General features: G+C 36.5%; 13 protein-coding genes. 1 reads left to right on the top strand and 12 read right to left on the bottom strand.

Annotated elements, in window-relative coordinates; translation table 11 throughout:
- The first annotated feature begins 22 nt into the window (after positions 1 to 22).
- Positions 23 to 841, top strand: a complete 819-nt coding sequence (locus I592_RS06315; protein WP_010781046.1) for an AraC family transcriptional regulator — start codon at positions 23 to 25, stop codon at positions 839 to 841.
- An 876-nt stretch (positions 842 to 1,717) separates the two neighbouring features.
- On the opposite strand, the gene I592_RS06310 is transcribed toward I592_RS06315, so the two are convergent.
- The 12 genes from I592_RS06310 to I592_RS06255 all read right to left on the bottom strand — a co-directional run bounded on the left by I592_RS06310 (position 1,718) and on the right by I592_RS06255 (position 14,828).
- Positions 1,718 to 3,145 (bottom strand): glycoside hydrolase family 32 protein, encoded by a 1,428-nt coding sequence (locus I592_RS06310; protein WP_010781047.1) that lies wholly within the window; start codon positions 3,143 to 3,145, stop codon positions 1,718 to 1,720.
- Positions 3,142 to 4,596, bottom strand: a complete 1,455-nt coding sequence (locus I592_RS06305; protein WP_010781048.1) for a PTS transporter subunit EIIC — start codon at positions 4,594 to 4,596, stop codon at positions 3,142 to 3,144. Before I592_RS06305 ends, I592_RS06310 begins: the two co-directional genes overlap by 4 nt.
- A 102-nt stretch (positions 4,597 to 4,698) precedes the next feature.
- A complete protein-coding gene (locus I592_RS06300; RefSeq protein WP_010781049.1) occupies positions 4,699 to 5,688 on the bottom strand; it encodes a LacI family DNA-binding transcriptional regulator in 990 nt (329 codons plus the stop codon).
- Positions 5,689 to 6,282: 594 nt separating this feature from the next.
- A complete protein-coding gene (locus I592_RS06295; RefSeq protein WP_010781050.1) occupies positions 6,283 to 7,167 on the bottom strand; it encodes a conjugal transfer protein in 885 nt (294 codons plus the stop codon).
- Positions 7,168 to 7,189: 22 nt separating this feature from the next.
- Positions 7,190 to 8,194 carry a bifunctional lytic transglycosylase/C40 family peptidase gene (locus tag I592_RS06290; protein WP_010781051.1) on the bottom strand — a complete coding sequence of 335 codons (1,005 nt, stop codon included), beginning with the start codon at positions 8,192 to 8,194 and terminating at the stop codon, positions 7,190 to 7,192.
- A complete protein-coding gene (locus tag I592_RS06285) occupies positions 8,191 to 10,251 on the bottom strand; it encodes a CD3337/EF1877 family mobilome membrane protein (RefSeq protein WP_010781052.1) in 2,061 nt (686 codons plus the stop codon). Before I592_RS06285 ends, I592_RS06290 begins: the two co-directional genes overlap by 4 nt.
- Entirely contained in the window at positions 10,252 to 12,699 is a 2,448-nt protein-coding gene (gene tcpF, locus I592_RS06280; protein WP_010781053.1) for a conjugal transfer ATPase TcpF, read from the bottom strand.
- Positions 12,683 to 13,075, bottom strand: a complete 393-nt coding sequence (locus I592_RS06275) for a conjugal transfer protein (protein WP_010781054.1) — start codon at positions 13,073 to 13,075, stop codon at positions 12,683 to 12,685. The genes tcpF and I592_RS06275 overlap by 17 nt, the downstream gene beginning before the upstream one ends.
- A gap of 9 nt (positions 13,076 to 13,084) precedes the next feature.
- Positions 13,085 to 13,387, bottom strand: coding sequence for a hypothetical protein (locus I592_RS06270; protein WP_010781055.1), 303 nt, complete (start codon positions 13,385 to 13,387; stop codon positions 13,085 to 13,087).
- Between the two features lie 48 nt (positions 13,388 to 13,435).
- The gene (locus I592_RS06265) at positions 13,436 to 13,951 is read right to left on the bottom strand and encodes an antirestriction protein ArdA (RefSeq protein WP_010781056.1); all 516 of its coding nucleotides are present in this window, start codon (positions 13,949 to 13,951) and stop codon (positions 13,436 to 13,438) included.
- Positions 13,952 to 14,173, bottom strand: a complete 222-nt coding sequence (locus I592_RS06260) for a hypothetical protein (protein WP_010781057.1) — start codon at positions 14,171 to 14,173, stop codon at positions 13,952 to 13,954.
- Positions 14,174 to 14,516: 343 nt separating this feature from the next.
- Positions 14,517 to 14,828, bottom strand: a complete 312-nt coding sequence (locus I592_RS06255; RefSeq protein WP_010781059.1) for a hypothetical protein — start codon at positions 14,826 to 14,828, stop codon at positions 14,517 to 14,519.

Genomic DNA, 14,828 nt, shown 5'->3' with positions numbered 1-14,828 from the left:
GAACCAATGATTGGAGGTCAATATGCGACTCTTTTTTAATAACCATAATTTTAATGACCAAATCTATTTATACACGGTAGGATATGATGAAACGCTCCCTTCCCACAAGTATGGCCCTACTACTAGAAGTGGCTATATGTTGCATTATGTCTATTCAGGCGAGGGTTGTTTTTCAAGTGAAGGTCGCCATTACAGCCTAAAAAAAGGAGATTTTTTCTTCATCAAACCAGATAATATCGTCTCCTATCAAGCCAGTAAAGATAATCCTTGGACGTACTACTCGATTGGTTTTCGCGGAGATCTTGTGAAAAGCTATCTGGAGAGAACTGCTATCAATAGCTATCATCCTATTTTTTCAATTTACGATGGCGGGGATATTATTAAAGATAAAATCAGCGAAATATTTGAAATATCCCTTATCTCAGAGCACAATGATCTATTGCTGAACGCTAAATTGTTGGAAATCTTTTTCTACCTAAGTGAAAGATACCCGGTTGAGAAAGGAAAGATAGCTCCCACGAAAAATGTACTTTTGACTAAAGCATTGCAGCTTATGCGAAACAATTTAGAAGATAATTTGAGAATCAATGAAATCGCAGAATCACTAAATATTGATCGATCTTATCTCCATAGGATATTCAAAGATTATTTCAATTTGAGTCCAAAAGAGTACTTAACTACGCTAAGGTTAAATAAAGCTAAAGAGCTATTAGTTCAAAGTGACTATCCCATTAATGTCGTTTCACAATCAGTTGGTATAGAAGATGCTCAAAATTTTTCTAAACTATTCAAAGCAAAAGAAGGTCTTTCACCTAGAGAATATCGGAAACAGAATAAATAGTCGGCTATTTAAAGATTGGTAAATATTTTTCCTATTTATATTTTCTAATAGTGGTTCAGGAAACCTCTATGCAACAATATAGATATTGAATATTAGACATAGATAACAAGCTTTTCCATAAAGTTAATAGGCTGTCGAGATTCTTTAAAAGATATCAAAATACTTGAAAACCCCACTTTTTAAGAGATCTTTCTTTTGCTGAGCATGCTACCTGAGACAAGGATTTCAAAGAGACTGTATATCATAGCACAAAAGATTTTTCTTTGAAGATCAATATGGATTTGGACAATTTGCATAAAGAAGTCCTGTTATGCAGATGTTGGGCATCGTTGTAGAATCTAAGGCAAATACTTCTTTTGCATTGCCAAACGTCTGCATTCAGCTTTCATCACTATGTTGAGAGACTTCCATTTTTTCCGTTAAAAGATAGCGTTATCTTTTACATGCTCACGAATCTTCGACATCAAATCGTTTCCTCTTGGTCACGTTTATCTGTCCACCAGCCAAAATGATTCTGTCAGTAATAGCGAATCACCATTTCTTTTCGAGAGCCCAAATCATCTGGTCTTCGATACCGATGGGCATAACACAAATATTGATGACCTTGCTTTTGGTTGAAGTCATGATGTTTCAAGATACAGTCACACTCTTTGCCACGAATATCGACCGAATTATGAAGTAAGAAGAAAAGAAAAAAATAGTAAGTAAAACACTCTTCTGGGTCAAAAAAAATGAAGACGATCGTTACTAAGCATCGATCATCTTCTTTTTTTTATTTTATCTCTTTTAAAAAAGTAAATTTTTTTACCCGTTTACTGTGGTACCACCCGAATTTCTAAAGAAGGGTATCTTTTCCATTTCCCAAACATCAGTCGTTCACTTTTTTTTATTCAACGTCCCCACTAATATATGAGCGGTGGAATAAATTGTTCCTGTGATTTGCTGGAATACTCTGAAAGAAAAGACTATTTCTCCTTCATTTAAATAAATCTCCACAAATGAGTTATCAACAAAAACATCGACGACCGTTAAGTGTTTAACTTTGGCTTTTCTTTCAAATCCAAATGTCTCATCGATTATTTGATCCAATCCTTCTCTGGAAATACATGCTTCTTCTTTGTCAGTGTCATACGTGAAGGACCAGTAGTCCTCCTTTGAACCCACTCGAAAATCAAATCCGTCTGTTAATTGCAAATGATAGGTTGAAGTATTCGGCATAATGCTCTTAGTAGTTACATTTTCACCTTCAGAAAAGGCTCCAAGAATTTCATCTACTGGAAAACGTAAAAGTTTTCCATGCTTTAAATGTAATTTTTGAGTGAAGGTTAACCCATGCTGCCATTGCTCATCCACTGGATACTCCGGTTCACCGCAACCAAACCACGCCATCATCAGAGGTTGCTTTTCTTTATAAAATGCCTGCGGAGCGTAAAAATCGAACCCGGCATCCATTTCATCCCATTGATCCGTCTTGAATATTCGTTCCTCCAGATCCAATTCACCGACTAGATAGACCGTTGCAAACCGATTATTTAATCGTGTCTCATCTGAAGCCATTCCCATAGGAGATAAAAATAAAACTTCTTTTCCATCAACTTCAATCAGACTTGGACATTCCAGCATATAACCTGTATCAATCGGTAAATCAATCAACCCTTGATAGTTCCAATCCAACAAATTCTCACTTTTATAAAGTAATAGCACGCCCTCTTCTCCGAAACCTGGGTGTTCATCTCCTTCGAATTTACTACCGCCGAGAAGCATGTAAAACAAACCATTTCTAGAAAAAACATATGGGTCACGCAACTCTCCCGATAATCCTTCGACTCCAGAATCAATGATTAGCTTTTCAACTTTTATGATTTTCTCATCCTTGTCCATGATCGCTAGTGCCTGCTTTGGAATTTTTCCCGCTGGTGTTTTGAAATTTGCCGTATAGAATAAATACAATTTGTCTTCGTATTCAAAAGCGTTCCCCGAATAGCAGCCATTTTTTTCATAGTGTCGATCAGGAATCAAAGCCGGTTCTTGTTCCGACCAATGAATCAAATCTTTGGAGGTCGTTTTTCCCCAATGCTTCAGTCCATGAACCGGGGCGAAGGGATACCATTGGAAGAAGACATAATATTTTTGATTAAAATAAGCCAGTCCATTTGGATCATTCATTAATCCAGCTTTTGGGTAAATGTGTAATTCTGGCAAGTAGCTGCTTTGGGCGACTACTTTGGTAAGTTCTTCTAACTGTGCTTGTTTTTCTTTCGTATAAACATTGGTTTTATGATTTTCTATTACTCCTGTTTTCACGACGCCTTCACTTCCTTTATACTATCACTTGTCTGAATTTCCGCACCTGCCACACCTTTGACCTTGTTGTATACAAATAGGAATACGATAGGCAGTAAGAAGGATAGTAGACATCCGAAAATATAGTGAATCACTACCGGCGGATTGACGATCGTTATCCCTGGGATTCCGGTCAAACCAAAACCTAACGCTTTTACATCAAAGATTTTCATGTAAGCTCCTCCAATTCCAGCACCTAGCACTCCCGTAATAAAAGGAATCAGCGAATCCTTCAAGTTGACCGCAAAAATCGCCGGTTCACTAACACCCACAAGCGTCGGAATAAAACTAGAGAAAGAAATCTCACGACGTTTGGAACCTTTTTTCGCTAAGAAGAACATCCCCATTGCTGCACCTCCTTGAGCGATAATTGAAACGGCCCATAAAGGTTGGATATAGTTGAATCCAGTTTGTGCTAATAATTGTGCTTCGATAGAGCCGATCATATGATGCGTTCCTGTGATAACCAATGGCTGTAGTAAAGCCGCAAAAATTCCAGCCCCGAAGACACCTGCTTTAACATACAAGAAATCCGCTATTGTTCCGATCCCAGAAGCAACTAAATCTCCTAAAGGACCAAACACCAAGAACAGTGACAATGCTGATACTAAGATCGTTACCGCTGGAACAACAATGAAAGTCAGCATTTTAGGTGTATATTTAGTTACAAACTTTTCAAATTTCGCCATAAAGAAGGAAGTCAGGATTGCTGGGAAAATACCACCTTGGAAAGCAACTTGCGGAATACTCAATCCGAATAGACTCCAATATTGAGCATCCTGTATAGTACCCTGCATGTACTCAAAACGATTTCCTAAATCTGGATGAACCAAAATCAATCCTAGAATAATACCGAATACCGGATTCCCACCAAAACGCTTGGTTGCTGAGTAGGCCACAAAAACAGGCAGAAAATTCAACCCCGTTGCGATAATATTCAAAAAGCTAGCTGTATCGGCTGCCCATTTGTAATTGTCGGCCAAACTGCCTTCTAACCCAAATAGTCCGGTTGTAATAAATAATGACCGTAAACCCAGCAGCATGGCACAACCCACAATGGCAGGTATCAATGCGACGAAAATATCAGAGAAAGCTTTGAAGAACTCCGTCAGTTTGTCCTTCCAAGTCATTTCTTTGTTCAAATCCTCATAAATCTGATTATTATCAATTTCTATTTCAGTAATAAAGGCCTCATAAACCCGTTCAACAACACCAGTACCAAAAACGATCTGCAATTGTCCTTTGTTATAGAATACTCCTTTTGCGCCATCGATATTCTCCAATTTGGCTAAATCATATGTATCTTCTTTCAAGGTCAAACGCAAGCGAGTCACACAATGGGTTGCTTGAGAAATATTCTCTTTTCCTCCAACAGCAGAAACAATTTCTTTTACTACATTTTTATAATTCATATTACTCCTCCTTTTTTGGAACGTTCCAAGTATATTTCTATTATAATTGGAACGTTCCAAAAATCAAGCGTTTTCACCAAAATAAATAAAAAAAAGTTGAATTTATTCATTCAACTTTTTCGTTGTTTGCAAGTCCAACAGTTTTACAGGCAAAATATTCTTTTTTTGAGAAGACCTTTCTATGTTGAAATTGAGCATTTCTTCTACACTGATTTCCGCAATTTTTTTAATATCTTGAGCGATTGTAGATATTCTCAACTGCTCTGTCTCATAGCTGCGAGCACCGTCAAATCCAATTAATTGAACATCCTCTGGAATTTGCCACTTAAGCGTCCGAAAGGCATCAATCACATATTCAGCATAACGATCAGTAGCCGTAAAAATCCCATCGAAAGAACATTCCTCTTTATAACAACTAACTAAATACTCCTCCACACGTTTGGAAAATCCTTTTGAATCACCTTTATCTAAATAGACATCATAATCAATCGATAGATGTTTACAATAATCAATAAATCCGTTCATTCGTTCATGGATTCCTAAATTATTGGGTAATTCCCTCAGAATCATTAATAGTTTGGTAGCACCACGCTCATGCAAAGACTTCACCGCTAATTGCCCCCCTTGGAAGTTATCACTGGTGACAAACGGAACATGCTGATTAAAATATCGTTCGATCGAAACGAGTGGTAAATTTGACGTAACGTAAGGATCAATGTCACTATATGAAATCGTGATAATCCCACGAACTTTTTCCTCTTTTGCCATTTTTACGTAGTCCAATTCTAGGTTAAAATCATTCTGAGAATTACACAATAACATTTTCAAATTATGCCGTTGCAATTCTAGCTGGATATGATGGGTAAGCTCAGCGAAAAAAGGCGTCCATATAGTCGGCAAAATGAAAGCAATTGTATCGCTGGTCTGCTTTTTCAGTGCCCGAGCAGCTTGATTCGGAACATAATTCAATTCTTCTATCGCTTTCTCTATTCTTTTAGCTGGTTCATCTTTAATTCTCACACCATTAATATAGTTTGATACAGTTCCTCTCGAAACTTTTGCTAGTCTAGCGACATCATTCATATTGGCCATTATGTATTTCTCCTAACAACTTCAATAAACATCATTATACCATTAATCAATTTACGGACCTCTAAATAACAGATAATTATTTGGAGATCCATACTTTTTTTATAATTAAGATACATACTTTATTCGACACTTTTTTTACATACTTCAAAAAAGCTTTCTGACTCTTAGATAAATTTATGTTGGTAATGGGATTTAATTATTACAATTCAAAGTAAAAAGCATACTCAATATCTTTTTCACACATAAAATCAAAACGGAATTCTAACAGTACGCCTCTAGAAATTTCACAGGATTTGCAATTTAATTTCATACATAGTAATAGTAGTACACTTTTTTTAGATTTCCATGCTAATTTACTTTTTGACTAAAAAAGCAGTAATAGAAAACCTGTTAAAAATATAAATCCAAAAAGTAAGAGTAATAGGAAATATAATGGAACCATCAATAGTCTTTTTGTTTTCTTAAATCGTCTGAAGAAAAATGCTGTCATAAATCCCATAAAAATCCAAGCTCCGTAAGTTGACAACGTCATAAAGTTCACCCATTTTCATTGTTTGTGAAAACATTTTACCGCGAATGATTTATTTTGTATGCCTAAATTCCGTTGATAATTACCCAATTTTTTTCGGTTTTTTCAATAGATAAACTATATGTGAATGGCATCGCTGCTTTCGTATCTTTATCAAGATAAACAGCTACAACATTCACATTGACCCCTTTATTCATTTCAGAATAGTTGATTTGTTTGATCTCTGAGAAAATATAGTCCTTGTTGATTTCCTTTATGTCTTTACCCTTTACATAGTACAAGAGTTCTGTATTCTTCGCTGTTGGATAGACTTTGAAGAAGGTATTCAGGAAAGCCTGAATTTCGTCCTTCGTGTCTTGGGATACACTCATATCATCTTGTAATGGCTGAGATTTAATAGCCAACTTTTTAGGTGACGCGGCCATCACAGGATTTGTCAAAATAGCAAGACGATCATCACCTTTTATCCTGACCTTGACAGAAAATGCAGACTCAATTTCTCTTCTCTGAATTTTATCTCCGATGCTCTCTTCAATAGTTTGAATCACTGAGAAAACAACTTTATAGTCCTGATGGTTTAGTTTTTTTACATTCCAAATTTTCGATTTCTTCACATGCGATTTTGTGGGAATGTCCGAACGAATCATTTCTTGATTTAATTGTTGTAAGTCTTCAGATAAATATTTCTTCAGTTCGTTTGTTCGCTTCTCTAATCCTTCTTTGGTCGGTTCCCAAGAATAGAATATTTGAACGAACTCTTCCACGTAACTGGAAACAAAACTTGTATCAACAATCTTAGTCTCCACGATTTTTTCTTCATGGACTGTGTGACGATCAATGGCGGTAAAATTTTTATATACACCAAAAACAAGACTTCCTACTAACAATACCCATAAGGCAGCGGTAGTCTTTTTCCTTAATCCTAAATTTTTCGTTTTTATTTTTTTCATTTAATTTTTCCTTTCAAATCTTTTACTTAACTCTCCCCGCACCGACTAAATGTGCTTGCCAATAAGAGTCTGTCAAATCAGTATAGCCAATTGGATCTCCCGCATGATACATGCGGTTATTACCGACATAGATACCTATGTGTGTGATGTAATCTGAGGTGGAATAGGTTGAGTGAAAAAACACCAAATCACCTGGTTTTGCTTCAGCTAATGACAAATGCTGGGTCACGTTATATTGCATTTGTGCGGTCCGAGGTAAATTAATTCCGACCTTTGCAAAGCACCATTGAGTTATACCGCTACAATCAAACGAGGTCTGTGGATTGCTGCCTCCAAAAACATAAGGAAATCCTTGGTATTTCAACGCTTCATCCATTATTTTTTGAACTGTTTCGTCATCAAATTTGGCTGAGTTGGTAACTAAATATTGTTCGACTAATTTTACATAAAACTGATTTCCGTACCCATATCTCCATCCGCCGTTTACAGGAATCGCAACTGGATTTTGATAATCGACTCGTTTACCACCAGATTTTTCTTTTGAGAATCCTTCCGCCAACTCATACGAATATTTTTTCCCGTGTGTTGCCACATAGTTAACAAATCCACCACCAAAATTATAGGCTTGAATGGCTGTACTCAAATCACATCCATGGCTCTCAATCGCTTTGACTAACTCAGAAAAATACTTACACCCTTGTTTAATGGATTCTTCCGTACTCAATGAATTAGGTGGTAATCCTAAACTTTCAGAGCTTTGCATCACATCAGCGATTTTACCACCGCTTTCTACTTGCATGATAGCGAGGATTATATTGATATGATCCGATATTCCGTACTCTTTGCAGTATTTCTCAACTATGGGCTGATGCTTCAATACTTCCTGTGAGACATTAAGGCCAGTCATTTCGGTTGAAACAGATTTTTCTTGATCGTCATCACTGGAGAAAGTAATTCCCACTAAAAGAAGACCAAGGAAAAGAAAGAAACCGATCAAAGGCGAAGCTAATTTTACGACCCGCTTCATCTTCGGCCCGCTCCTTTACCTTTTAATGATGGATTCTTTTTTTCTTTTGGTTTACTAATTGTTTTACGCTTACTTTTTGAGGAAGTGGCCTCACGCTTAAATGACTCCCCATTCTCCAATTTTTTCATCTGCGATTCTCTAACAGCTTGTTTATTTTGATTTACAGATGACACCTTATTAGAAGGTTTACTTCCATATTTTTGAGGGCGAGGTGTTTTCTTTGGAACGTCATTCTGTTTTTCTCTAGTGTTATTCTTTTCATTATTAGGAAGATGTGATGGATTTTTCGGTTCTCTATTCGATTTTTCCAAAGACCTAATTGGTGCATTTTTTCTTTTAGAACCTTTTTCTGTTTTTTCAGGAACCTCTTTGTTGGGTTGGCTAGAATATTTTCCTTCCGGCTTTTTATATTTCGCTTGCTTGAATTTTCTAGAAGCCTCTTGAATTTTCTTCTCGTTCTTTTTCAATTCTTTTTTCGGAAGTGACTTCACTTGGATTTGATTCTTTTTCTTGGTTTCCATATTCTTTTCTTCTGATCGCTTATTCATGGAATTTGGTAACGTGGTCTTTTTTGGTTCTTCTCTTTGCTTCCTTGTAGTTTGTCCTTTTTCTTCTGGCTTCACTTGTTTATTTTTCTGGTCTGGATTATCTGATGGGGTCCTTTCCTTCCGTGTAAATCCCAATCCTTTCAGTGCTAAACCACTAATAGCCAATTTGCGAATCGCTCTAGTCGCACTTTGCTTAGGTCTCCTCATTACTCGACTTCCCGTACTTTGTGAGTCAGAACTATTCAAGGCCATCATTCCCATTAAGTCATTGAGTTTGAAATAGACGCCGGCAAAAACAACGATTTGCATGAACGCTACAATGAAGAACGGTTGAGTTGCAGTCAGTCCATAAATCATCGCTGACAGTGAAAAAGAAATCGTTAATACAAGTGTGATCCCTGCCCGCATCATAATGACATTGAACAATCGCATAATGGTTGTTTTCATCAAGTGATTAAAACTTGGAATCATTGAAAGTAAAAAACTAATAGGAAGAAATACGGCAAAAATAATAAACAGGACTTGTGAGAATATCATGATACCCGTCAATATAAAGACAAAAACAGAAATCAAAATATTAAATAAAAAAATGAAGATGGCGACACCTAACCGATTGATAGTCTTAGTGATGGTCATATTCTCATTTTCTTTTTCATTGATTTCCTCTTTGATAATTTCAATTCGGTCTTTCCCCTTATTAGCAAATGGACTAGTGGATTCTAAAGATTCTACTCGCTCTTTACCGATCGTTTCGATATCTGAATCTCCATATTGGAGAATCATCCAAGGCTGCTTGACTTGAATCTCAAACAAAGAATCACGAATCGCATCTACACTACTTTTACCTTTTGCTTCCGAACTGGGCATAGTCATTCTTGAACCTACATCTAATGCGGCATTACTTATATCGGATGAAAAGTCATTGATTCGAGAGATGTAGTTTGGTGAATAAGCTATAAAAGCAGAGGACAGAACAAAAATCGTCAAAAAACTTAGTAGTGATCCGATTGCTTTGGTGGTTTGACGTTTGATCAATCCAGTATAGGTAACATAGATTCCCATAATCAGAATCAACAAAAGAAGCAGACCAGGGTAAAACCCTGTAGACATAAAACCACGTTGATTGATACCCGCTAGAGTTTGAATATTTCGACCGATGGATTCAGTCGTCGCACTAATAAAATCGAGTGAATAGGCTTCACCAACGAGATAGCCGGCGGCATTAGATAAGTAAACACTGACTAACCAGATAAGGTTCGTGATACTGTAAATACCAAACATGACATTTTTACCAATACCATCGCCCCAGCTCCAAGGCAGCCAGTCCCATTTGGAGTCTACGAAATAATCCAATGTATAATTATCTACTGGATACTTTGAATAGTTGTTACCGTTATTGATCGTTTCATCGATTAGTCCGGTTGCCTGGACGGTCATTGAGATTGCTGACAAAAGAAAAAAGATACCGACTATTCCTAGCAGTATCTTGATCACTTTTTTCTTATTCACTTAATCACCTCCATTGATAGGTGGTCTTGTATCAAAAGCATGAAATAGATGCTCAAAAATATAATCAAACTGAATGACACCAGTCCGCCCCCAAATATCCTGAAAGAGTGCTTGACCGTTTTCAAGATTTCGCAGGCGATTTTGATTTCCCTCATCTTCTATATCCAATCCAAAGAATTCCAATGTATTCTTTATCTCGTTAATATCAGTAGAGCGAAAAGCAAACTTCATCCCAATATTATTTTTCATTTTTTCATCTAATAAGTCATTGGCATTCTGAGTGACAAAGTATACTCCCGTGTTCATGGCTCGGCCTTCACGGACTAGTTTCATGGATAAAGTTTTACCTTGAGCGACTTGAAGAAAACTCCAAGCTTCATCTAAATCAACGATCTTGAATGTCGAAGTATCCGAGTGGATAAAATCTAGTGCAAAGGTACTAATTACCATCAACATTGATACACTTAGCATTTCCATTGTCGTATATTCTTCCATTGTTGTATTGGCATCAGGAAGGATCAAATCAGCAACTTGGATCACATTTAATTGTTTATCCAAACTTATCGTATTCTCGATCTTTCCATCGCTAAACAGTAGTTGAGCAAAATCATAATCGACGAAAGACTCGATATGATCAGCGATATTATTAGAAATGTCCGAATCCTCATTTCTCAATTCCTCAATCACTCTCAATAATCCTCTTTGATCTGATTGTGCGACTGTATGAATCGCTTTTCTTAATGTTGGGAACTTTTCACCATCTCTTGAAGAAATTCCAGTCAGAAATGTCAACGTATCGATTGCAAGACTTTCAGAATCTTTTGCATTTTCTAGGATCACGAATGGATCAAGTAAACCTCGATTTTTCTCTTCACTTGTCAGGTTGATGATATTTACCTCTTCTTCTATATGAACGAGATCATTTTTCCAATTACCTCGCTCGCTTTTTGGATCAAGAATCACTGCCTTTCCACCAAAAAGTACCGCATAATAAACGAGCAAATTATTGGAGAAGGATTTCCCGCCGCCGAGACTTCCTAAAAATGCTGCTGCTAGAGCATTGGTGATCGTCCCCTTAATTCCCTGAGCAGCCAAGTTGGGTTGAATGAAGACATTTCTTCCCGTATCTACGTTGAAACCAACATAGATTCCCTCACGTTCGCCTAAGCTTTGAGTCGCCCCAAAACCTAGCGCGGAAATAAAGTCACTAGTCACGTATTGAATGTAGTCATTCATATACCGTTTGGCAGAAGGGATAAACTCTCCTTGGAGGCCCAACATATCCCCGAAAGGACGGACCAGTTTCACATTAAAATCATCGTAAAAATCTCGGACTTCATTACAACGTTTCTTCAATTCATCCAAGTTTGGCGCGGACACTCGAATGACATAGCTGAGTTTGTACATGGATTCCTTCGTTTGATCTAATACGTTCTCTAATTCATTGACTGAGTCTAACGCATCTACGACATTATTAGTCGTCTCATTGTCGCTTTCCCAAGCGTGATTATCTAAATCCTTTAGTTCCTTTTTCTTATTACGAACCGTAGATAAGGCTTTTCGATTCGTTACAACTTCGATATTCATAGAAGTATCTATTGGGAACGAAAATTGTTGCTGCTGAAAATAAAAGAGTTCACTATTCGGAAACTCCATCTCTCCGACGATTGCATTTATAGTAAAGTAAGATACATAGATTTCATTTTCTTCATTCGTGATTTTCATATACCGTTGCTTTTCTTCGATCAAACAACGGGTCGGTTTGATCAAGTCATATTTTTTTACGATCCTTTGACCTGAGCTTTCTACACTTGGCAAATGGAAATCATAATCCTCATAGGTAATACCGTCTTTTCCATGCAGATGCTCCAATATATAGCCAAAATCATTTTTATTTAGTGGACGGAAATTGAAGCGCCGCAGTAATTTGTTTTCTAGCAGCTGCTCCAATTTTTTAAACCGTTCAACCTCATCAACGCTCATTTGAACAAAATCACCCATCAATTTTGAATTCACATCATGGACAAAATCTTGTATTCCCAGCACAAACTCATTCCAAATATTTTTCATGCTTACTTCCTGATCATTCAAAATCAACTTGAAACCAATGAAAAAGCGATAATCAACTTGATGCTCCCCAATCAAGTCAATCAACGCTTCTGTCTGCCCATCAATATGTTGAATCGCAGCTTCTTTCAATTTACCTTTAACCGTTTCTTTCGACCGGTTTTGGACTTCTTTGATACTAGACTCCGCACTCAACTGAAGAGCATGAATTTTACCCTCACGATATTGAGCTACTAGCTGACGAAAATTATCTTGCACTTTATACTTTTCTTCAGGGCTAAGAAAAGAATAGTTAAATGGGATCAGTTCGTAATACGCAAAACATTCTCCATCATTATTGAACACTAAATTGTTTTCGATATATTTAATTGGATAATCCAACGACTTCACTCCTTACATAAGTGATACTTTGCTCTATGATAAACTGTTTCTCTTCCACCTTTTTTTCATTAAAAGTTACTTTAGGCTTAGAGTAATAACGATAGATGGAACGAAGAAATCCAACTGGTTTTTTTCCATCAAAAGATTTTTGCGACATAAACCATGCGATAAATCCTGGTATTCCTAAATATTTTAATAACGCACCGTCAATAAATGACAACGGTGGAACATTCGATAAAAGGATGACCGTAAATAAAGAAAGAATAAACCAAGTCATCTGATTAAAAGTGATGGGAAATGGCAACTTCAAATCATTGATGGCATAAATTACTTTTTCTACATTCCATATGCTGGTATAGCTTTTTATTATTTTCATTTTTCCTCACTACTCCAGTTCGATTCGAATAGTTAATCGATCATCATCCATACGGCAACGATAAATCACAAATGTATCATACCGACCGATTCCGATTCGAAATTCAGGATAATTCACAGTATGAAACCAAACACCGTATTCTTTCACGTCGAATAGTTGTTCCGGCGTTGCTGTCTCACAGTTCTCTTTTGCGTCAGAAATGATACGCTCAAATAGTTTTTCTTTTATCTGTTCTCTTAGCAATGGGAAAGACAACAAATTATTGATTTCTTCTGTTAAACGTTCTGGATTACTAATGACATATTGATACATTCTTCTCCTCCTAATAAAAAAGACGGATCAAATTTCGATCCGTCAAAATTAACCACTATATTCAAATACCCCATGTGAAGTAACTAAAAAATTTCCTTCGATTTCCATATCTCGGCCCAACGCCGAATAATCAAAGTAGTATCGCATATTCTCAGGCAAGCTATTCAATATACCCGTTTCTTCGATATATTGTTCTGCTACATCTTCCATGGAATCGCAATCCGAATAGCAAATAATATCATCTACATTGTCTAATAATTCTTCAATATCTTTGAACCAATAACCCAAAATTTCGTTAATCTCATCATAAACGGGACTTCCGTCAATTTCTTGAATTCTTTCATAGACATCATTTAGATGATCAATTGAAGTATATTCATCTATATGGAATGGCAATTCATAATCGTGAATAGCGTACTCTTCATACTCAGCATCTAATCCAATTTTTTCTGCCACTTCTTCTAAATCGATGGGGAGAGAGAACCATGCTCCTTGAAGTTCTCCCTCATTGTATTTTCCTAAATTTGCGATATACACTTGCATATCATCTATGTTGACTGACATCTAACCGCCGATCACCGTGTTAAAGATTTGCAGTAAAACATCTTTAACACCGGAGGTATTGAACACTAATCCAACGGCGATCGCCGCAACAATCAAGAATCCAATTAGTTTTGAAAACTCCCGCTTGAATCCTAAATAAACGCCAATCACTGCAATGGCCAACAGAACTAGCGATTGCGCATTTGACGTGAACCAATTAAATAAATTTTGTCCAAAATTCATGTGTACTCCTTCTTTCTAACTTTTTCAAAAAAGCTGTCTCACTTATTGCTTCATCTATACCTTATTAAACAAGTGATGTGCATTTTGATTAATTTCTAAGTAAAGAGAAAAAGACTCGATTCGTTTTAAGGCAACTGTTAATGATACTCGATCAGAGTAAACCTTAAAATAAGTTTTTCCATTCGGATAGCTTTTCATCTTATAAAAACTGTAGACAACCTCATGGGACAAATCATCCTTTTCTCCTTCTAAGTAAAGTGTCGTATATTTTCCTATTGAACGGTAATAAATATAAAGCTCAACTCCACAAAGAAACTGGCTTTTCTTTAGTCTCTTAGTTAATCTACTTTCTAAATCGATTCCCCCATCTTCTTGTTCTCATTTTTAATGCCGTTTCTGTTTGAGATAAAAAATTATGATACGTATTAAAGTTTTCATGACTCTTTGATATGGGTAATCCATGAACATCTAAAAGCGAACCAAACCCTACAAGACTCTTTCGCCAATCGAAATAGTCGGCAGGGCTGCCGAATTGCTCCATCTCAAATAGTTGTAAATACTTTGGATCTTCCTCAATGCCTATCAAATGATTTTCGAACGAATAGATATTAAAGTGAAAAGGATAATCCTTAACTTCAAAGCTTACTAAAAGCAA

The sequence above is a fragment of the Enterococcus gilvus ATCC BAA-350 genome (genome assembly GCF_000407545.1).
Classification (GTDB): domain Bacteria; phylum Bacillota; class Bacilli; order Lactobacillales; family Enterococcaceae; genus Enterococcus_A; species Enterococcus_A gilvus.
The sequence above is the reverse complement of the archived record's forward strand: the minus strand, read 5'-3'. Positions and strand labels throughout refer to the sequence as shown.